This window comes from Sphingobacterium sp. UBA1897, from assembly GCF_002337775.1.
GTDB classification, from domain to species: Bacteria; Bacteroidota; Bacteroidia; order Sphingobacteriales; family Sphingobacteriaceae; genus Sphingobacterium; species Sphingobacterium siyangense.
On record NZ_DDGR01000003.1, the window covers coordinates 151,595 to 172,645 of the forward strand.

The 21,051-nt window shown below is 38.9% G+C and carries 17 protein-coding genes; 13 read left to right on the forward strand and 4 right to left on the reverse strand.

Going from position 1 to position 21,051, the window contains the following annotated elements; genetic code table 11:
- Positions 1-3: 3 nt before the first annotated feature.
- Positions 4-1,788, reverse strand: coding sequence for an arginine--tRNA ligase (gene argS, locus B4N43_RS02605; protein ID WP_120334882.1), 1,785 nt, complete (start codon positions 1,786-1,788; stop codon positions 4-6).
- Between the two features lie 108 nt (positions 1,789-1,896).
- Between argS and B4N43_RS02610 the strand changes: the two genes are divergently transcribed.
- Complete coding sequence (locus B4N43_RS02610) at positions 1,897-3,288, forward strand: arginine decarboxylase (protein WP_046675638.1); 1,392 nt, start codon at positions 1,897-1,899, stop codon at positions 3,286-3,288.
- A gap of 534 nt (positions 3,289-3,822) precedes the next feature.
- On the opposite strand, the gene B4N43_RS02615 is transcribed toward B4N43_RS02610, so the two are convergent.
- Positions 3,823-4,329, reverse strand: a complete 507-nt coding sequence (locus B4N43_RS02615; protein ID WP_286732571.1) for a thioredoxin family protein — start codon at positions 4,327-4,329, stop codon at positions 3,823-3,825.
- A 451-nt stretch (positions 4,330-4,780) separates the two neighbouring features.
- On the opposite strand from B4N43_RS02615, the gene B4N43_RS02620 reads away from it, so the two are divergent.
- From B4N43_RS02620 to B4N43_RS02630, 3 genes are read left to right on the forward strand one after another with little or no spacing between them, the layout of a single operon-like run.
- Positions 4,781-6,358: a glycerol-3-phosphate dehydrogenase/oxidase gene (locus B4N43_RS02620; protein ID WP_286732573.1), complete on the forward strand. Its 1,578-nt coding sequence runs from the start codon at positions 4,781-4,783 to the stop codon at positions 6,356-6,358.
- 37 nt (positions 6,359-6,395) lie between these two features.
- Positions 6,396-7,895, forward strand: a complete 1,500-nt coding sequence (glpK, locus tag B4N43_RS02625) for a glycerol kinase GlpK (RefSeq protein ID WP_286732575.1) — start codon at positions 6,396-6,398, stop codon at positions 7,893-7,895.
- Between the two features lie 9 nt (positions 7,896-7,904).
- Positions 7,905-8,645, forward strand: a complete 741-nt coding sequence (locus tag B4N43_RS02630) for an MIP/aquaporin family protein (protein ID WP_286732577.1) — start codon at positions 7,905-7,907, stop codon at positions 8,643-8,645.
- 61 nt (positions 8,646-8,706) lie between these two features.
- On the opposite strand, the gene B4N43_RS02635 is transcribed toward B4N43_RS02630, so the two are convergent.
- On the reverse strand, positions 8,707-9,666 hold the full coding sequence (locus tag B4N43_RS02635; protein ID WP_075991769.1) for a GNAT family N-acetyltransferase: 960 nt from the start codon (positions 9,664-9,666) through the stop codon (positions 8,707-8,709).
- Positions 9,667-9,671: 5 nt separating this feature from the next.
- The gene (locus tag B4N43_RS02640; protein ID WP_070569211.1) at positions 9,672-10,505 is read right to left on the reverse strand and encodes a 1-acyl-sn-glycerol-3-phosphate acyltransferase; all 834 of its coding nucleotides are present in this window, start codon (positions 10,503-10,505) and stop codon (positions 9,672-9,674) included.
- A gap of 252 nt (positions 10,506-10,757) precedes the next feature.
- Between B4N43_RS02640 and B4N43_RS02645 the strand changes: the two genes are divergently transcribed.
- From B4N43_RS02645 to B4N43_RS02685, 9 genes are all read left to right on the forward strand, one after another.
- On the forward strand, positions 10,758-11,420 hold the full coding sequence (locus B4N43_RS02645; protein WP_286732580.1) for a CBS domain-containing protein: 663 nt from the start codon (positions 10,758-10,760) through the stop codon (positions 11,418-11,420).
- 46 nt (positions 11,421-11,466) lie between these two features.
- A complete protein-coding gene (locus tag B4N43_RS02650) occupies positions 11,467-12,351 on the forward strand; it encodes an NAD kinase (protein ID WP_120334890.1) in 885 nt (294 codons plus the stop codon).
- A gap of 310 nt (positions 12,352-12,661) precedes the next feature.
- Positions 12,662-13,399: an isoprenyl transferase gene (locus tag B4N43_RS02655; RefSeq protein WP_075994699.1), complete on the forward strand. Its 738-nt coding sequence runs from the start codon at positions 12,662-12,664 to the stop codon at positions 13,397-13,399.
- A gap of 113 nt (positions 13,400-13,512) precedes the next feature.
- Positions 13,513-16,077, forward strand: coding sequence for an outer membrane protein assembly factor BamA (bamA, locus tag B4N43_RS02660; protein WP_286732583.1), 2,565 nt, complete (start codon positions 13,513-13,515; stop codon positions 16,075-16,077).
- A 423-nt stretch (positions 16,078-16,500) separates the two neighbouring features.
- Positions 16,501-17,034, forward strand: a complete 534-nt coding sequence (locus B4N43_RS02665; protein WP_046671928.1) for an OmpH family outer membrane protein — start codon at positions 16,501-16,503, stop codon at positions 17,032-17,034.
- A 103-nt stretch (positions 17,035-17,137) separates the two neighbouring features.
- A complete protein-coding gene (locus tag B4N43_RS02670) occupies positions 17,138-17,707 on the forward strand; it encodes an OmpH family outer membrane protein (RefSeq protein ID WP_120334962.1) in 570 nt (189 codons plus the stop codon).
- A 361-nt stretch (positions 17,708-18,068) separates the two neighbouring features.
- Positions 18,069-18,743, forward strand: coding sequence for a TetR/AcrR family transcriptional regulator (locus B4N43_RS02675; RefSeq protein ID WP_070569195.1), 675 nt, complete (start codon positions 18,069-18,071; stop codon positions 18,741-18,743).
- Positions 18,744-18,936: 193 nt separating this feature from the next.
- Complete coding sequence (locus tag B4N43_RS02680; RefSeq protein ID WP_286732586.1) at positions 18,937-20,235, forward strand: 4Fe-4S dicluster domain-containing protein; 1,299 nt, start codon at positions 18,937-18,939, stop codon at positions 20,233-20,235.
- 7 nt (positions 20,236-20,242) lie between these two features.
- On the forward strand, positions 20,243-21,037 hold the full coding sequence (locus tag B4N43_RS02685; RefSeq protein WP_075994698.1) for a (Fe-S)-binding protein: 795 nt from the start codon (positions 20,243-20,245) through the stop codon (positions 21,035-21,037).
- Positions 21,038-21,051: the final 14 nt, after the last annotated feature.

Here is a 21,051-nt window from a genome sequence, read left to right on the forward strand (position 1 = left end):
GTATTACATTCTTTCAGGTACACGAATACCCAATAAGTTCATCCCTTTGGCAATAACCTTTGCCGCAGAAGCCGAAAGGTGCAATCTAAAGTTTTTCACATCATGATCTTCCGCTTTCAAGATGGTTTCTTCATGATAGAATTTATTATAAAACTTGGCTACCTCATAGATATAATTTGCCAATTGTGCAGGACTGAACTCTTGCGCAGAAGCTTCAATAATCTCCGGAAATGCACCCAGTTGTTGAATTAAGTCACGTTCGTAAGAGGAGATCGTCGCCGGTACAGACACAGCACTATCAAAATCGAATTCAGCCTTACTTAAAACAGATTTGATACGGGCATGTGTGTATTGGATAAACGGTCCAGTATGACCTTGAAAATCGACAGATTCATTTGGATCAAACAAGAGACGTTTTTTAGGGTCCACTTTCAACAGAAAATATTTCAGTGCGCCCATTCCAATCGTATCGTAAAGAACGGCTTTAGATTCCTCATCCAATCCTTCAGTCTTGCCAAGTTCCTCGGTACGTTCCTGAGCGGTCTTAAGCATCTCAGCCATTAAATCATCGGCGTCAACAACTGTTCCCTCCCGTGATTTCATTTTACCTGAAGGAAGATCGACCATCCCATACGATAAATGGAACAATCCGTCGGCCCAAGCTTTACCAAGTTTTTTTAAGATTAAGAACAATACCTTGAAATGGTAATCCTGTTCGTTACCGACAACATAAATAGAATCATTCATTTTGAATTCATCATATTTCAATTGTGCTGTCCCCAAATCTTGCGTAATATAGACAGAAGTACCGTCGCCACGAAGCACAAGCTTCTGATCCAATCCTTCGTCTGTTAGATCAATCCATACGGAGTTATCCTCTTTTTTAAAGAAAACGCCTTTATCTAAACCTTCCTGAATAATATCTTTACCCAGCAAGTATGTATTGGATTCATAATAGTATTTATCGAAATCGACGCCTAATTGTTTGTAGGTCTTTTCAAACCCGGCGTACACCCAGCTGTTCATGGTTTTCCACAGTGAGATCACCTCTTCATTACCAGCTTCCCATTGTTGCAACATCGCTTGTGCCTCCTTCATCAAAGGTGCGTTTTTCTTTGCCTCATCTTCGGTCTGCCCTTCAGCCTTCAATGCCTCGATTTCCTGTTTATATGCTTTGTCAAAGACAACGTAATATTTTCCGACAAGGTGGTCCCCTTTAAGTCCAGTAGACTCGGGTGTCTCACCGTTACCAAATTTTTGCCAAGCCAACATCGACTTACAAATATGGATACCGCGATCGTTCACCAAATTTGCTTTGATCACATCATAACCATAAGCTTTTAGGATTTCCGCAACAGAATATCCTAATAAATTATTACGGATATGTCCCAAATGCAGCGGTTTATTGGTATTTGGAGAAGAATATTCAACCATCAGTTTTTTTCCATTCGCAGGAAATACACCAAAGTCCTTCGCCGTTATGGTCTGATTCAACAACGTGATCCAGTAAGCATCGGAAAGAACAATATTCAAAAAGCCTTTTATCACATTGAAATCCGATATTTCAGCAATATGCTGTTGCAAATATGCACCGATTTCCTTTCCGGTTTGTTCCGGAGAAGATTTCGAAAAGCGCGTTACGGGAAAAGTTACGATTGTAATTTGTCCTTCAAACTCCTTTCGGGTAGCTTGTAAAGCAATTTGATTTTCTAAAATATCTGCATTGTAAAGCTCTTTTACTGCTTGTACAGTGACTTCAACAAGTCGCTTTTGAATAGAATTTGCCATTTAATGATTTTGTAATTTTTACAACTTCCTGATAGTGAATTGGAAATAAATAACATTCCTTATTTAGGTATTCACCATTAAAGTATATCTTTGCAAAAATAATAAAAAATGCAGAGCTATCAGGAATTTCTTGACTTAAGTGTTGGTTTTCCGCAAGACGGATTCGAAATCATCGACGACGAATTGTATTTCCACGATTTGAATTTAATGGAAATGATAGAAACGTACGGTACGCCGTTACGTTTTACCTATTTGCCTATCGTCAGCAAAAAAATTCAGCAAGCGAAAATCCTCTTTCAGACCGCAATTCTGAAACACAACTATCGCGGATCTTACAAATATTGTTATTGTACCAAATCATCCCATTTCAAGCACATCGTAGAGGAAGCTTTGAAAAATGATATCCACCTGGAAACTTCATCTGCATTTGATATGCCGATGATCGATTCATTGGAAAGACAGGGCACAGTAACGAAAGACATTACAGTGATCTGTAATGGATTCAAAACCTACCAGTACAAACAATATATTGTCGATATGATCCACGACGGATATAAAAACATTATACCGGTACTGGATAACAAAGAGGAGTTTAACCTTTATGATGATGAAATCGAATTGGATGAGCCTTGTGCTTTAGGTATCCGTGTTGCTTCCGAGGAGCAGCCAGATTCTCAATTCTATACATCTCGCCTAGGGATTCGCCAAGAAGACGTCGTTGAATTCTATAACAACAAGATCGCCGACAATCCAAACTTTAAAGTAAAGTTACTTCACTTTTTCATTAATTCAGGTATCTCGGACACCCCGTATTACTGGAACGAATTAGAGAAATACGTTACTTTATATTGTAAATTCAAGAAAGTAAATCCGGATTTAGATACCCTAGATATCGGTGGTGGAATGCCATTTAAGGATTCACTGGTACACGACTTTGATTACGAGTATATGGTCAATGAGATTGTCAATCGTATCAAACAAATCTGTGCGCACCATGAGGTAATGGAACCAGATATTATTACTGAATTTGGCAAATATACTGTTGCTGAAGCATCAGGTATTCTCTATAAAGTTTTGGGACGCAAGCAACAAAACGATCGCGAACGTTGGTTTATGATTGACGGTTCATTCATTACAAATCTACCGGATGTATGGGCATTGAACCAAAAATATATTCTATTGCCGATCAATAACTGGGATTCAGAATATGAACGCGTCAATTTAGGTGGAATCACATGCGATGGACAGGATTACTACAATCAGGAGGCGCACATGAACTCGGTATTTATGCCGAAGACCCGTAAGGTGCAATACTTGGGCTTCTTTCATACAGGAGCATATCAAGATGTATTAAGCGGATATGGTGGAATCCACCACTGCTTACTTCCTTCACCCAAACATGTGCTTGTACGCCGCAATAGAGATGAAACATTCAACTACGAGGTGTTTGGTGAGGAGCAAAACTCCAAACAAGTCATGAAATTATTAGGCTATCAATAAGATATTCTACAGGAGCAAGCCCCCTTTTTAACTGCGGATAAAATATCCTTGTAGAAAAAGAATGGTTTTAAGCCCATATAAAAAGGTCTCGTTCTTACGATCGAGACCTTTTTATTTTCAGTCGATCCTATAACTGACTAGCTGGATTAAATCAAATTCGAACACCAAAGTCATAGACACAACCCGATATCCGTCGCTGGAAACAACGAAGGTAAGCCTTGAATTAAATTTAAAAATAACACGGACTTTATCCGTACCTAATAGGGACTTCATAGGGACCTCATTCGGATGAATGCGTGTAAAACACCTGTTAATTCCGATTAAGCTTATGCGGAAATTCGGATAATTTAGTATGCTGATCACCAATCTTTCCCGACTTGCTGTACAAAGAAATGCTAAGTTTTACGGGAGTAAACCCTTATCCGATCTTCCAATTTATTACATCAAAACAAAAGCCACTTAAAAGGGGCTTTTGTTTTATTTACGCACTATTGTTAATTTAGTGCAGAATAGCAATATGATAGTCGGTAATTTTTATTTTGCGACCCAAGCTTTAAAGAAATTAAGCACTTTTTCTTCATCATAGCCTTTCCCTTTTTCCAGGCTGCCACTTTCCTGTACATGCAATGTTTTTCCATTTCTATCCAAAACAATAAAAAATGGATAACCCAGTTTATTCCCTTCAGGAGCATACTTTTGAAACACAGCCTCATTTTTATTCTCTTTTGAATAATTGAGGTGATAATAGAGGAAATGACTCTTTAACAACTTGTCGACACTCGCCGTATTATGGATATAATCATTAAACCTTAAACACCAGACACACCAATTCCCACCAGCCTGGATGATGATATTTTTCTTTTCTTTCTTTGCCTGAACCAATAGTTGATCAATATCATTCTGCGCATTAGCGTCTGGATTGTAAGGCTTTGAAACATCCTGAGCTGTAGCAAGCTGCTGTGAGAACGCTTTGGACTGTACGAGTACCGTCCCAAAAAACACGATAGCTCCACACAGTAATAATCTTATATTTCTCATCATAAATAAATTAAATAGTGATCTAAAATTACAAAATCATTTTCCCAAACCAAAACATAAGCAGCATATTATGGTTAAACATTATATAGCTATTGACCATGAAAAAAAACACCCAAGATCACAACAGACCTTATTTCAGCGGGGTTTATAAAAACGCGATTAAGTCGTACACACATCAGCTTAAGCGATCAGAATGTAGTCATTATTAAAGACAACTCCATTGTGGAGAAGTAAAAAAACAACCTGTTGATACGCCATATCCTGTCACTGGTAAAAACTAGGAAGGCTTCCTTTTGCTAAAATAAAAACAAAACAAAACAAAAACAAACACCTTACCTTAACATAAATATTATTTAATTTCCTTTAAAATTCAACAAATATAGCATAACTTAGTATAAAGGAAGTAGTAAAACAAGTACAGAAGATTCACTACAAAAATCCAAAACGAAACAAAATGAAACACCAAGAATTCAAAAGGTCAAAACTGATAGAAAAAATAAGAGATACGAGCGCATGGGATGTTATCGTCATAGGTGGCGGCGCCAGCGGATTGGGTGTTGCATTAGATGCCTTAAGCCGAGGGTTCAAAACAATCTTGTTGGAGCAGGTTGATTTTGCAAAAGGGACTTCGAGCAAGGCAACAAAGCTTGTTCACGGCGGTGTACGTTACTTGGCTCAGGGCGACATCTCCCTGGTTAAAGAAGCGCTTCACGAAAGAGGTTTACTTCAAAAAAACGCTCCCCATCTTGTCAAAAATCAATCCTTTATCATCCCCAATTACAGTTGGTTCGATGGCCCATTCTATACCATAGGAATGAAAATATATGACCTGCTGGCAGGTAAATTAAGTTTGGGAAAATCCATTCATATCAACAAAGAAGAAACCCTTAACCGCATAAGCACCGTTAGACCTAAAGGGCTATATGGCGGCGTGGTTTATCAAGACGGACAATTTGATGACTCAAGACTTGCGCTCAACGTTGCGCAAACCTGTATTCAAATGGGCGGCGTCGCGCTGAATTACGTAAGAGTCAATAACCTCACCAAAGACAGCGATGGTCGAATAAATGGTGTCATCGCTAATGACACCGAAACGGGTGAAGTTTTCACCCTACAAGGCAAGGCTGTTATCAATGCTACAGGAATATTTGTCGATGACATCCTAAAAATGGACAGACCGGAAGCAAAACAAATGGTACGTCCCAGCCAAGGGGTCCACCTTGTATTTGACAAATCGTTTCTTCCTGGCGACGACGCCATTATGATCCCAAAAACGGATGATGGACGGGTCCTTTTCCTGGTACCCTGGCACAATCGAGTCATTGCGGGAACGACGGACACCCCTATAGACGAGCATAGCCTTGAACCGGTAGCTTTGGAGCAGGAGATCGATTTTATTCTGAAAACTGCGGGACGCTACCTGACAAAACAACCAACAAGAGCGGATGCATTGGCCGTATTCGCCGGCCTACGTCCGCTGGCAGCCCCTACAGGCAACTCCAACAAAACCAAAGAGATCTCACGAAGCCACAAAGTTATCGTCAGCGACTCCAAATTACTTACTTTAACGGGTGGAAAGTGGACAACATTCCGTCGAATGGGCCAAGATACCATCGACAAAGCGATAAAAATTGGTTGTTTGCCACAAAAAGAAAGCCGGTCTGCCAGTCAAAAGATTTATAGCGCCATTCCGACATCAGACAGAAGCAATCATATGTATATTTATGGCGCCGACCAAGAAGCGATCAACGCATTGGCGCAAGAAAATCCGGAATGGAACGAAAAATTAATAGCACATCTTGAATTCAAAAAGGCTGAAGTTGTTTGGGCGGCACGCAATGAACTTGCCAGAACTGTGGAAGATGTCCTATCCCGTCGAGTACGGATACTATTTCTTGATGCGAAAGCTGCAATTGAAGCTGCTCCTGAAGTCGCAAAAATACTCGCACAGGAGCTGGAAAAAGATCAAGATTGGCAAAATGATCAAATAGCGCATTTTCAAAAAGTTGCAAAAAATTATATCTTAAAGTAATACAAAAAAATAACCAGCAATACTCAATTACTCAATTATGGAACAACAATACATCTTGGCAATGGATCAAGGCACCACTAGCTCCAGGGCTATAATTTTTGATAAGGACAGAAATATAGTCTCCGTTGCCCAGAAGGAATTTACACAAATATTCCCACAACCGGGATGGGTCGAACATGATCCACATGAAATCTGGTCAACGCAGGCAGGTGTCACAGCGGAAGCAACCACAAAGGCAGGATTAAACGGCAAAAATATTGCCGCCATTGGTATTACCAATCAACGCGAAACTGTGGTCGTTTGGGAAAAAGAAACAGGAAGGCCCATTTACAATGCCATTGTATGGCAAGATAAACGCACCGCAGATTATTGCGACGAGTTACGTAGCTCCGGAAAACATGAGCTAATCCAGGAGAAAACAGGTCTGATATTAGACCCCTATTTTTCTGCTACCAAAATAAAATGGATTCTGGATAACGTGGAGGGTGCACGGGAAAAAGCACAAAACGGAGAATTAATCTGTGGAACCATAGACACTTGGCTCGTCTGGAACCTCACGCGTGGCGATGCACACATCACAGATGTAACGAACGCTTCCCGCACCTTACTCTTTAACATCCATAGCATGGAATGGGATAAGGAGCTACTCGAATTATTTGACATCCCCGCTGCTATGCTGCCCGAAGTAAAAGAAAGCAGTGAAGTATATGGAGAATCCCGGACAACCATTTTTGCACACAAAGTCAAGATTGCAGGAATTGCCGGCGACCAGCAGGCAGCACTTTTCGGACAGCAATGTATTGAAAAAGGGATGGTCAAAAACACGTACGGCACTGGATGTTTTATGTTAATGAACATCGGTGATAAACCAATCCGTTCAAAGAATAACCTTTTAACTACTGTCGCCTGGAAAATCAACGGGAAAACAGAATATGCCCTGGAGGGAAGCATCTTTATCGGTGGCGCACTGGTCCAATGGCTACGCGACAATCTCAACATCATCTACAAATCGGCGGACGTAGAGCAATTAGCACTTACAGAGAAGGATAACGGCGGCCTCACATTCATCCCTACCTTTGCTGGACTGGGAGCGCCGTACTGGAATGCTCGTGCACAAGGGACGCTATTTGGTCTGACGCGCGCAACCACCAATGGACATATAGCACGCGCCTCACTAGAGGCAATCTCCCTCCAGACACGTGATGTACTGCAAGCAATGGAAGCAGATAGTGGCATACCGATCAAAGAACTACGTGTAGATGGCGGTGCAACGGCAAATAACCTACTCATGCAGATTCAGGCCAATGTGCTTAACAGCAAAGTTGTACGCCCTAAAATCACAGAAACTACAGCTTTGGGGGCAGCATACCTCGCAGGACTGGCCGTGGGATTCTGGAAAAATAAGGATGAGATATCAAAGTTTTGGGCACAGGATCGTATATTTGAACCTGAAGCAGAGCAAGAAGAGCAAACAAAAAAAATCATTAAGCTCTGGACCAAGGGTGTCAAAGCATTACAGTACTGGACCGAAAACTAACCAACAAGCATGAACCATTATTTAGCAGAATTTATCGGCACAACCCTCCTCCTTCTTTTAGGCAATGGGGTTGTGGCCAACGTTATCTTGAAAGGAACAAAGGGAGAAAATGGAGGCTGGATTGTAATCACCACCGCATGGGCACTTGCAGTTTATGTCGGTGTTGTATTTGCTGGCCCCTATACCGGAGCCCACCTCAATCCTGCGGTAACCATTGCCGTCGCTCTCAATCATGGTCTTCCTTGGATGGAAGTACCTGGCTATATTCTCGCGCAAATTGCCGGTGGTTTCTGTGGCGCCATGTTAACCTACATCATGCACAAAGACCATTTCGATGCAACAGCAGACCCAACCACCAAACTTGGTGTTTTCGCTACGATACCCAACATCCGAAATACGTCAACAAATCTGGCAAGTGAAATCATTGGAACCTTTGTTTTGATTTTTGTTATTTTCTTCATAACAGGACAAGATGTGACCATCGACGGAAAAACAGCTCCTATTGGCATGGGCTCTCTTGGTGCTATACCCGTTGCATTTCTCGTATGGGCCATCGGCCTCTCGCTAGGTGGAACTACGGGATATGCCATCAATCCTGCCCGGGATTTGGGGCCGCGCTTATTTCATGCCCTTTGGCCAATCAAAGGAAAAGGAAGCTCCGACTGGTCTTATGCCTGGATTCCAATCCTAGGACCTGTCTTGGGCGCTATTTTAGCCTTTGCACTTTATACCTGTATAAAACCGGCCTAATCAAGGTCGCTGTACCTACAAAATAAAGGGGGATTCAATAATTGAATCCCCCTTTATTTTGTTATCCACGTTTGGGTTTTCTATGACCGTATTCACGATCCCGATCAAACGTATTCATGTGACGTTCCTTTTTCACAGGATACACGTCATCAATTACAATCAGTATACCTTTTTCTTCTACCGTACCAAACTCGTCATTACGTGCAGTGCCAAATGATTTCATCGTAGGTGATAGATTCATATACGTATTTATCAACGGCGGAATATTCTCGCCCAATGCTCTCACATGACTATTTAACACCTTATATCCTTCTTTATAATCCAGTCCATCAAATACGCCTACAAAACGTTCGTAATCATTTTTGATTTCCAATTCCGGAAGAGGAAGCACCAATTTATCATGATCAGGAAAATAGTAATCCATAAAATAAAGCAACATATCCCGTGCATCTTTATTGTAATGTGGATACATGGTCACTTTACCAAAGAGGTATTTAATTTCAGGGTTAAGCATCACCAAAGCCCCTAAACCGTCCCAAAGATTGTCCAAGGAAAAAATTCCTTTTCTATTGTCGATGGCCGGTTGGTATTTAGGTTGTACAAACGATCTTCCCAATTCTATGGTGTAAGGTAGATATTCGTTCGTGAACAATTCGGAAAACTGAAAATAATGTGCTGTTGATAAATTGGGTATACCATTTACTTCACCAGCCTCAGCACATTTGATTACCCTATAACCGGCAACCACTTCTTCATCTTCGGGATTCCATGCGATCAACTGATCGTAACAATCTTCGCATGTATCATTTTCATCGATATCAATTGAAAGTCCTGTACCTCCTCCTGCTCCACGAAAAGTCAACTCTCGCAAACGCCCAATTTCACGCATGACATTTGGCGAATTATGATAGTTGATTAAATATATCTCGTTATTTCCATTGTTGGTATATCGTAAGAAGACGTCTTTATTCAATTCGGTCTTCAATAATTCTCTATCAACTGGAGGTATAATTTCTTGCATAAATTCTATTTTTCTTGAGCCAATCCATAAACCCTTCTTTTCACTTCCTCAGCCCAAGTTTTTTCGTTTTTTGATTGATCAAACGCTGTATAAGGGATTCTTTCTCCTACTATAATATTGACGGTATGTCCGCGTTGGGCAAACATTTCATCAGGTAAATATAACATTTCAATGTTTACCTTGAGACCCAATTTCTGTCTAAGCCTTGCAAAATTATAAAAAAACTTAGAGTTTTTACCGTCAATCAACACCGGAATGACATCTTTTTTATATTTTTTTGATTTGCTAATAAAACTTTTTTTCCATTCGAGGTCTTCTATGCGGCCATCGTTTTGTTTTCTGGAAACCAAACCTGCAGGAAATACCAGTAGCGCATCGTCCGCTCCATAGGCCTCCTCAATCGCTGAGATCGCCTGTTTCCCTTGCCCCCCTAACTTATTGACACCGACAAACAAAGGTCTCAAATTACCTATATTTAAAAGAATATCATTAACCAAGAACTTCACATCGCGCCTATATTTACCTATAGCGTGCATAAATGCAATACCATCCAATCCTCCCAAAGGGTGATTGGACGCAAAAATAACCGGATCCGATACTGGAATATTTTCTGCCCCATACAAATTGACTTTGACATCCAGATCGTTGATCAATGCATCAACAAAATCCAAGCCTTGAAGATCTGCAAAGCGCGTCATAATATCATTTATCTCGTCCTCATGAATTGTCCTTTTTAAATAATTAAGTAAAAAAGACGGAATCCATTTAGCAAGCCCCGCATTTTTTTTGTGAATAACTTCACGTATATCAATAAACTTTTTACTCTCGCTTGTGATCATCAATCTTACTGTTCCAATTAAAAATACTTCTCCTCCATTTAGGCCCCGTTTTATGCCTATTCCAATTCGTTGACAAAAATAATAACAGAATGGTAATAAAAGTACAATTTTAAACTTTAAAATTGTACTTATTTGCAATTATGTAATCTTTCGCTGTTCTTCGTATTTTAGGTATTACAAGCAATCAATGAATTAAGCATAAATCTGATCTGTAAAATTTCTTTTCACCTACTTTTTTTATTAAGTTTGAGTATGCTAATAAGTCAATTTCTTTCAAATGCTGATTTCAGTATTCAAAATGCTGATTCAATACAACAAGCGCTAGAGAAGCTGCAAGATATGCTTTGTAAAGAATTAGTCGTTTTAAATGGTGACGATTATATTGGCCTGGTTAATGAAACCATCTTATTGGATGCGGAAGATGAAGATGCTCCCCTTTCATCCATAAAAATAAATACAGCCCCCATACAGCTGAAGTTTAATCAACACCCCTATGATGCCTTGGTGATGATAACTGTATATAATAGTACAATCATTCCTGTTTTAGATCAAGACAACAAATATATTGGTGTGTCAACGCAATTAGATATATTAAAGGCAATAAGTTCAATTCAATCGCAAAATGAATCTGGAGCTATTATTGTGTTGGCAATTGGCCTACATGATTTTTCACTTTCACAGATTGCGCACCTTGTTGAAAGTGACAATTGTAGAATACTCAATTGTGCGACCAAAATAAATTTGGAAAGTGACAATATTGAAGTTACCCTTAAAGTCGACAAGTCAAACATTAATGCATTACTGAATTCATTCCTAAGACACAACTATTTAGTTCTTGAAACCCATAATACCATAGCTGCATTTGACGACACTGCCGACCGTTATCAGCAGCTTATGAATTATATTAACATTTGATTAGGATTAGTTTTTTCTCATCTTTGCCCCATAAATTGAAAACAATATGAGAATCGCAATATATGGAAGAGAGTTTCAGCCCTCTGTTATACCACATGTGAAACACTTATTTGAATATCTTGTCGATAAAAATATTGAGATCTGGGTCTATGATCCATTTCATGAATTTCTGCTATCACAATTTGAATGTGCCTTTAACTTCTCAACATACAATACCTACCAAGAAATCAAAGACGATATTGACATTATGTTGAGTCTGGGCGGAGATGGAACCATGTTATCTGCTGTTTCCCTGATTAAAGACTCCGGAATTCCAATTGCAGGTATAAACTTTGGACGCCTCGGTTTTTTAGCTTCTATCAATAAAAATGATTTTGAGGATGCCATCGACGATATACTGAACCAACGTTTTACGATACAGAAGCGCGTGTTGCTCTCTGTTGAATCTGAACAGGTTAATTTGTTTCAAGGCAATCACTATGCGCTCAATGATATTACCGTATTTCGTTATGACAGCTCGGCCATGATTACGGTCAATGCACGCATCAATGGCGAACTACTGAATTCATACTGGGCTGATGGACTAATTATCGCTACCCCCACCGGATCCACAGCTTATTCGTTGAGTTGCGGCGGACCTATTATTATGCCAGAAAGTGGCAATTTTGTCATTACCCCCATCTCTCCGCACAACCTCAATGTGAGACCCATTGTCATCTCCAATCAGTTTACTCTTGAATTGGAAATAGAGAGTCGAAGCAATCAATACATCCTTAGCTGTGATTCCAAAAACGAGTCCATTGATACATCTGTAAAATTAACCATTAAACAGGCTCCATTTACTATTAATCTCATTAGGCTCCCGCATGAAAGCTTTTTCAGCACGCTGCGGGAAAAATTACTTTGGGGCATCGATGTCAGAAACTATTAGGCTATTAATAGCTTCGCACAGCCTCGCTTTGCATGAAGGAAAAGAGATAATCTGCTAGATGAAGATGCTTCAAACAATCTTTCTACATATTGTACTTCTGAATTTCCAATTAAAAATCGATATTTGGAAGAAATAAAGGAAGACGGAATAAGAATATCCATAATAGAAATCCAGGTGCAATAATTAATCAATGAAAAGTACGTTAAACAAACAATAATCATTGATAACAATACAAGAAACCAAAAATAGGTTTTAAAACGCCAAAATAGCATTTATGGCTAAGGTGTTAATTTTATTGAAAACAGCAAAAATGAGTTTTTTAGATCAGATAGATACTATTAAATTGCCACAGCATATCGCCATCATCATGGATGGCAATGGCCGTTGGGCAAAACAGAAGGGGAAACTTCGTGTATTTGGGCATCAAAATGGTGTAAAAGCAGTACGAGAAGCATTAGAAGGATGTGTAAAAGCCAATATTAAATTTCTGACACTTTATGCATTTTCTGCAGAAAACTGGAATCGACCTAAACTTGAGGTGATGGCACTGATGGAACTATTGGTTACTTCCCTTAAAAAAGAAATCAAAACTTTTCAGGAGAATGGCGTCCGCTTGAATGTTATTGGTGATATCACCAAATTACCCTCAAATGCACAAAGAAAGCTGCAGGAGACCATTGAAGCAACGAAAGAAAATACACACTGTACATTGACATTGGCTTTGAGCTACAGTTCCCGACAAGAAATTGTGGACGCTGCCCGAAATCTAGCCCAACAAGTAAAAGATGGAAAACTCAATGCAGACGAAATTAACGATGAATTATTCGCTGCAAACCTCTATACACAAAATCTACCCGATCCTGACCTTCTGATACGTACCAGCGGAGAATTGAGAATAAGTAACTTCCTACTTTGGCAAATTGCCTATTCAGAATTATGCTTCCTAGATAAGATGTGGCCTGAGTTTACGAAAGAAGATTTATTTAAATCCATCGTCGATTATCAGCAACGCGAAAGAAGGTTTGGAAAAACAAGTGAACAGTTATAAAGATTTTATTAAATTTGACCACTGATTTGAAAAAAAGCAAGCTGGTTAAATTTTCTTAATTAACAAAAATTAACAAACGATTGGTGTACTTTAGCGCCAATAATTATAGATAAATGAAGCGTATACTACCCGTAATACTATTTTTTGGCCTCTCATCAATGCAGCTTGTCTACGGACAAGACAAAGGTGCGTTCAATTTAAATGACCCAGAAAAAATCAGCTATCTCAATCCTAAAAACTATGTAATTAGTGCTATTGATATAACTGGAACACAATTTTTAGATAAAAATGTATTAATTACGATCTCTAAATTGTCAGTAGGTCAATATTTGGAAGTTCCAAGTGAGGCGACTGCAAAAGTAGTGAAGGATATGATGGCTCAAGGCCTCTTTGATGATGTCGAATTATGGGCAGATAAAATTGAAGGTGAAAATATATTTTTGACCATCCGTGTAGTAGAACGTCCTCGTTTAACTCGTATTGATATCAACGGTCTAAGTAAAAGCCAGACCGAAGAAGTTCGCAAACGTTTAAATAGTAACACTGGTAAGATTGTCAACGAAAACTTGATGAACACCACACGTGGTACAATCCAACGGTTCTTAAAAGAAAAAGCTTTTTTATATCCGGAGATCACCCTAAAAACAGTGAAAGACTCGGCACAGGCTAATAATGAAATACTTATTGCCGATGTGGATAAAAAACATAAGGTAAGAGTCAAAAAAATGACTTTTACAGGGAATGAACATTTTTCTCAAAAAGAATTGAGAAAAATGGCCAAGCCAATCAAGCAAAAAATGTGGTACCGTATTTTCGGTCCTGGAAAATTCAAGGAAGAAAAATACAAAGAAGGTAAAGAAAACCTAATCAAGAAAATGGCAGCCAAAGGCTATCGTGATGCGACGCTCTTGAAAGATACGGTTATTCGCGAGGGTGAAAAAAATGTGTTGGTTAATTTTGACATCTATGAAGGTCCTAAATATTATGTAGGTAATATTGTTTGGACAGGTAACGCGAAGTATTCTGACACCTTACTAAATAAAATTTTAGGTATCAAACGTGGTGATGTTTTTTCGGAAGAAAAGTTAAATGCCAAACTGTTAGGCGGTGGTCGAAATGCGGATGACATCTCTTCAATCTATATGAACGATGGTTATCTTACGTTCTCAGTAGACCCCGAACAAACGCGTATTTACAACGATACCATCGATTTGAATTTACGTGTATATGAAGGTGCTCAATATACCATCAATAACGTTATTGTTAAAGGTAATGATGTAACAAACGACCGTGTTGTATTACGTTCTATTTATACAAAACCTGGTCAAAAATTCTCAAAAGAACAAATTATGCGCAGTGTGCGTGAGATTGCGCAGTTGGGAAATTTTGATGAGCAAAAAACAAACCCAGTACCGACAAATCTAAATTATGCGGATGGTACAGTGGACATTGTTTATAATGTTACTGAAAAACCTTCGGATCAGGTTGAACTTTCGGGTGGTTATGGTGCCGGTCAGATCATCGGTACGTTAGGTTTAACATTTAACAACTTCTCTACCAGTAATTTCTTTGATAAAAGTTCCTGGAAACCGCTACCACGTGGAGATGGACAGAAGTTGAGTGTCCGTGGTCAAACTTCAGGTAAACGTTATCAATCGTATAGTTTCTCTTTCTCCGAGCCTTGGTTGGGTGGTAAAAAACCAATTTATTTTGGTTTGAGCGCCTATACTTCGAGTTCATCATATGGTGGATTTAACTACTATACTGGCGAGCAAATTGTTAAGGATTCCGAGTTGAATCGTATTTGGATGACTGGTATTACCGCCACATTAGGTAAGCGTTTGCAATGGCCAGACAACTGGTTCCAGGCAAACACCTCCTTGTCATTCCAACGTTATAAGCTTCAGAACTATGGAAATTACTTCCTATTTGATAATGGTACAGCTTATAACATCAACTTGACGCAAGAGTTTAGCCGTAATTCGATCGATGCTCCTATCTATCCTACTTCGGGTTCAAACATCAAATTCTCGGTGCAATTGACGCCTCCATATTCATTGTTTAACAACATTGATTATAAAAATGGTTCGGCTCAGGAACGCTACCGTTGGACAGAGTACCACAAATGGAAATTTGACTCGCAGTGGTATGCAAAAATTGCGGGAAAACTTGTTTTCAAAGCACAAGCTCAATTTGGTTTCTTGGGTAAATACTCCAGCAAAACTGAGATATCAACTTTCGAGCGTTTCAAAGTCGGTGGGGATGGTATGCAAGGGTTTGATTACCTACAAGGATCTGAAATTGTTGCATTACGTGGTTATGCAAATGGTGTAATCATTCCTGAAGGAACACAAAATGTGAATGTGGCACGAAATTCAGGTAGTCCAATCTATACGAAATATCAAATGGAATTACGTCACCCGGTGATGTTAAATGATCAGGCAACAGTTTACGTATTGGCTTTCGCTGAAGCGGCAAATACCTGGAATAAGTTCACCGAATACAATCCATTTAAAGTACGTCGTTCTGCAGGTGTTGGTGCCCGTATCTTCTTACCTATCTTTGGTATGCTAGGAATAGATTACGGCCATGCATTCGACCCTATCCCGGGTTTACCGAGCAGTACATGGAAACAAAACTTTACATTTAGTATCATGCAAAATATGGGTGGATTCTAATCTTTGTTGATCCAATCCTGTCGAAATAAAATAAAAAGCTATCGCAAGAAATTGTAGATAGCTTTTTTGTTTTAAGATTGTTTTTCAGTAAAACATGCATTTTTCTTTCATTTCCACCTGATCGGATTAAATGCGAAATCCCCCTATATATCTTATAAATTTTCTTATATTGAGTGCGGTTATGATCACCGAAAAAAGAAGCCATAAACAGCACTCAGGCAACTAGCATTGGAGCATTCTTCAACAAGTTAAATAGTGTTAAACCCGAGAAATATCTGTTAGATTGCTTCTTTTTTCTTATTTTTGAGCCGTAAATTTACGTAGAGCGGTTTTCTCGAATTAAACTTTTGGGATTATCCGAAGTCATAAGGTAAATTAGTGTTAAATAATAAAAAGTATAGTCTATAAAAACTTACAGGAAATATGAAAAAAATATTGTTAGTTATAGCTTTTGTAGTCGTGAGTGCTACAGCGACATTTGCCCAACAACTTGCATATGCTGATTCAGAATATATCCTAAAACATATTCCTGAATATACGACTGCACAGAAACAGTTAGATGACCTATCTAAGCAATGGCAGGAAGAAGTGGATCAGAAATATGCTGAGATCGAAAAACTATATCAGGCTTATCAAAAGGACCAGGTCTTATTAAATGAAGATATGCGTCGTCGCCGTGAGGATGAAATCGTGACAAGAGAAAAAGAAGTAAAAGACTATCAAAAGCAAAAGTTTGGATTTGAAGGAGACCTTTTTAAAAGACGTACTCAATTGATGAAGCCTATTCAAGACCGTGTAGCAAAAGCTATCCAAGATGTTGCTTCTGCTCAGGGAATTGATTTTATTATGGACAAGGGTAATGAGTCTACTTTTCTCTATGCCAATCCAAAATTGAATAAAAGTAATGATGTCATTACAAAATTAGGATATAAACCTAATCCGAGTCTTGCAAACTAAGCGGGAGTTTATTATCATTGTGAACACAAATAATAATAGTAGTAATTAATTAGAAAACTAAAAGATTGCCATAAAGATGGCTCATTAGATTAAAATGAAAAGCATGAAAAATTTATTAAAGGGTGCGGTTGCTTTAGTGGCAGTATTTTTCTCAACTCAATTCGCAAATGCGCAACAAAAGATTGGTCATATCAGTTTAGGTGAAATTATCCAATCTACTCCAGAGTTTAAAGCTGCAGAAGGTCAATTGAAAACATTGAGTGACGGTAAAACCAAAGAAATTCAAGACATGGTTACTGTTTATCAAACAAAACAAAAAGAAGCAAACGATAAATTGCGTAACAGAAGTGAAGCAAATAAAGATACGGTTGATCCAGAAATCAACAAAATAGGTCAAGAATTACAAGATATTCAGGCTCGTATTCAAACAGCACAACAAGCTGCTCAAGAGGACTTGAACAAAAAAGAAGAAGAATTAATTGCACCTGTACACAAAAAAGTTATGGATGCTGTTAGTGCTATCTCTAAAGAAAAAGGAATGGCTTATGTATTTGATATTTCAAATCCTGGACTTATCCCTTACTACCAAGGTGGAGAGGATTTAACTGCTGCTGTTAAAACAAAATTAGGTATTTCAGCTACAGCTGCTCCTGCTGCTCCAGCAAGAAAATAAGCTAGTATACAAGGCAATAAAAAAGGGATTATCGATATCGATAATCCCTTTTTTATTGCCTATCTATTTTCCCAATGGCAAGTGAATTTCAATCAGCGTAAAACGCCGACAGCACCAAATACGCTCCAGTTCTACAGCGAAAAGAATAAGGTAAACTCAAAAGCTTATCGAATCAGTCAAATTATAGTGTAAATAAAAATCTGCTGCTTGATTTTCTTGCATTTACCAGCTAAATTGTAGATATTGGTTCGGAAAACAAACATATCTACCCTAATGAAAACTTCATGGTCCCAAATTTGTTCATTAACTGACGAATATAAGGTACCCAGGAAAGCTTCGTCGTTAAAATGATTTTATTCGCATGAAAAAGAAAGTAATTGAGGATAATCCTAAAAAAGAAAGAAAGGTAACTTCCGGTCCTATTCGCGACAAGGAACGCACCAAGGCGCGAATGATCGCTGCTGTCGGAAAGGTAATTCAGAAAAAAGGATACCATGCATTGAATGGCCCTAATATTGCTTTGGAATGTGGACTGAACAAAGCATTAATATGGAATTATTTTGGCGGTCTCGATCAACTGGTGGAAGCTTACCTAACACAAAAAGATTTTTGGCAAATCGGAGACAAGGGCGTATTGGAACAAATGATCACAAACCCGGGCTCCATCAGTATCTCCTTGATAGAAGAATTGCTTAAATCTCAATTTAACACCTTTTTGAAGGATAAGACGAAGCAAAAAGTTATTCATTGGGGACTGGGCGAAAAAACAAAAGCGCTTAAAAATATAGCCGACAGAAGAGAATTGCTCGGCGAAGAACTATTTAAACATGTCGATTCAAAATTCGAAAACTCCGAAAACGACCTTAGAGCGACATTAGCGATTTTAGTCAGTTCAATTTATTATTTGAGCCTTCAGGCAAAATCTACAGGTAGTACATTTTGCGGTATTGATGTAAATACCGAAGCAGGAAAAGAACGAATTCAGAAAACGATGCGTAAAATATTAGAACAGACATTTTCTGATGTTGAGCTGTAGTCTACTCAGATACAACTAGAGAAAACGTCCAAGAAGAAATAATTCCTTCTTGGACGTTTTTCATTACAGCCTAAATTCACCATTAAAAATTTCCAATAATTTATCGTGTTAGGTCCTCATTTTTGATTTATTTTTACTATGTTAGCATAACAAAATAATATAGTATATTTGTTTATAACCAAGATACAAGCATATGATAGGTCAACTAATATTTGCGGTTTGTTTCGCTGTAGCATTGTTTCTTTTTAGCAAAAATGCACAACAGATTTATCGTAATATCAAGCTAGGCAGACCGGCAGATCGTTCGGACAGATCCGCGGAGCGTTGGAAAATGATGTTCCTCGTCGCCTTTGGTCAAAAGAAAATGTTTAAGCGTATTTTCCCCGCAGTCCTACATTTATTTGTATACCTTGGATTTGTCATCATCAATATTGAGATGTTGGAGATTGTCATCGACGGGCTTTTTGGTACACATCGTATCTTTTCATTTCTAGGGAGTTTTTATAATTTCCTGATTGGGGCATTTGAATGGCTCGCGCTGGGTGTACTGGTATCCTGTCTCATCTTTTTATTTCGGAGAAATATTGCTAAAGTAGCTCGCTTAAATAGCGCGGAATTGAAACATTGGCCCAAGACGGATGCAAATATTATTTTAATCACAGAGATTCTTTTAATGTCGGCTTTCCTGCTGATGAACGCTTCTGATCTTAAATTGCAACTCTATGGCTTTGCACATTTTAAATCGGCAGGTTCCTTTCCAGTAAGCCATTATCTTCTTCCATACCTTCCTACTTCGACGGAGGCCTTATTTTTAATAGAGCGGTCTTGTTGGTGGTTTCATATCCTAGGTGTACTTGCCTTCTTAAACTACCTCCCCTATTCCAAGCACCTTCATATTATTTTGGCTTTTCCGAACACCTATTTTTCTAATCTGAACGCAAAAGGCAAACTATCCAATATGCCAGCTGTGACCAATGAGGTTAAGGCAATGCTTGATCCGAGTTTCACCCCGCCTCCAGCAGATGCAAATGCACGCTTTGGAGCCAAAGATGTCCAGGATTTAACATGGAAGAGCTTATTGGATGCATATACCTGTACTGAATGTGGACGTTGTACATCTTCCTGCCCCGCAAATATAACGGGAAAGCTGCTGTCCCCACGAAAAATCATGATGGATACACGGGATCGACTCACTGAAGTCGGTACGAATATCAAAACAAATGGAAGCTTTCAGGATGACGGAAAATCTCTCATTGACACTTACATCAGCAGAGAAGAGTTATGGGCCTGTACAAGCTGTAATGCATGTGTAGAACAATGCCCGGTCAATATTAATCCTTTGGATATTATTATTGAGCTACGCCGCTTTGCTGTTATGGAAGAATCACAAGCTCCTGCGAGTATTAACAATATGTTTGGAAATATTGAGAACAATGGTGCCCCTTGGAAATATGCGCAATTGGACCGCGCCAATTGGGCTCAACAACAATAGTTTTATGATGGAAAATGAATTAAAAGTTCCCACAGTTGCAGAACTGTTGGCCAAAGGAGAAACTCCTGATATACTATTTTGGGTAGGTTGTGCAGGGAGTTTTGACGAACGTGCACAGAAAATTACGCGCGATATCTGCAGAATATTACAACATGTCGGTTTAAAATATGCCATCTTAGGTACAGAAGAAAGTTGTACAGGTGATCCTGCCAAAAGAAGTGGAAACGAATTTCTATTTCAAATGCAGGCCATGATGAACATCGAAGTACTCAATGGCTATGAAATCAAAAAAATAGTAACGGCTTGCCCACACTGTTTCAATACATTGAAAAATGAGTATCCATCCCTAGGTGGTAACTATGAGGTCATTCATCATACACAATTGATCCAAAACCTGATCGATGAAGGAAAATTAAAACCAGCGGATAACAACGTATTCAAAGGAAAGAAGATAACCTATCATGATCCCTGTTATCTTGGCCGTGCAAATGAGGTCTATGAGGCACCGAGAAAAGTATTGGAAAGCTTGGATGCCCAGTTGATCGAACTGAAACGTTGTAAGAGCAATGGACTTTGCTGCGGTGCTGGGGGCGGACAAATGTTCAAAGAACCAGAGCCCGGAGCAAAAGACATTAACATCGAACGTATCGAAGAAGTCATCGATGCAAAGCCTCAAGTTGTCGCTGCAGCATGTCCTTTCTGTATGACGATGTTAAAAGATGGCGTAAAAATAAAAGAAAAAGAATCAGAGATTGAGGTGTTGGACATTGCGGAAATAACTGCCCGAGCAAATCAATTGTAAATTACATTAATCAC

Bases quoted from the DNA above. Each gene is read 5' to 3' on its own strand.
- argS (WP_120334882.1), bottom strand. From the start codon at position 1,788: ATGGCAAATTCTATTCAAAAGCGACTTGTTGAAGTCACTGTACAAGCA.
- B4N43_RS02610 (WP_046675638.1), top strand. From the start codon at position 1,897: ATGCAGAGCTATCAGGAATTTCTTGACTTAAGTGTTGGTTTTCCGCAA.
- B4N43_RS02615 (WP_286732571.1), bottom strand. From the start codon at position 4,329: ATGATGAGAAATATAAGATTATTACTGTGTGGAGCTATCGTGTTTTTT.
- B4N43_RS02620 (WP_286732573.1), top strand. From the start codon at position 4,781: ATGAAACACCAAGAATTCAAAAGGTCAAAACTGATAGAAAAAATAAGA.
- glpK (WP_286732575.1), top strand. From the start codon at position 6,396: ATGGAACAACAATACATCTTGGCAATGGATCAAGGCACCACTAGCTCC.
- B4N43_RS02630 (WP_286732577.1), top strand. From the start codon at position 7,905: ATGAACCATTATTTAGCAGAATTTATCGGCACAACCCTCCTCCTTCTT.
- B4N43_RS02635 (WP_075991769.1), bottom strand. From the start codon at position 9,666: ATGCAAGAAATTATACCTCCAGTTGATAGAGAATTATTGAAGACCGAA.
- B4N43_RS02640 (WP_070569211.1), bottom strand. From the start codon at position 10,505: ATGATCACAAGCGAGAGTAAAAAGTTTATTGATATACGTGAAGTTATT.
- B4N43_RS02645 (WP_286732580.1), top strand. From the start codon at position 10,758: ATGCTAATAAGTCAATTTCTTTCAAATGCTGATTTCAGTATTCAAAAT.
- B4N43_RS02650 (WP_120334890.1), top strand. From the start codon at position 11,467: ATGAGAATCGCAATATATGGAAGAGAGTTTCAGCCCTCTGTTATACCA.
- B4N43_RS02655 (WP_075994699.1), top strand. From the start codon at position 12,662: ATGAGTTTTTTAGATCAGATAGATACTATTAAATTGCCACAGCATATC.
- bamA (WP_286732583.1), top strand. From the start codon at position 13,513: ATGAAGCGTATACTACCCGTAATACTATTTTTTGGCCTCTCATCAATG.
- B4N43_RS02665 (WP_046671928.1), top strand. From the start codon at position 16,501: ATGAAAAAAATATTGTTAGTTATAGCTTTTGTAGTCGTGAGTGCTACA.
- B4N43_RS02670 (WP_120334962.1), top strand. From the start codon at position 17,138: ATGAAAAATTTATTAAAGGGTGCGGTTGCTTTAGTGGCAGTATTTTTC.
- B4N43_RS02675 (WP_070569195.1), top strand. From the start codon at position 18,069: ATGAAAAAGAAAGTAATTGAGGATAATCCTAAAAAAGAAAGAAAGGTA.
- B4N43_RS02680 (WP_286732586.1), top strand. From the start codon at position 18,937: ATGATAGGTCAACTAATATTTGCGGTTTGTTTCGCTGTAGCATTGTTT.
- B4N43_RS02685 (WP_075994698.1), top strand. From the start codon at position 20,243: ATGGAAAATGAATTAAAAGTTCCCACAGTTGCAGAACTGTTGGCCAAA.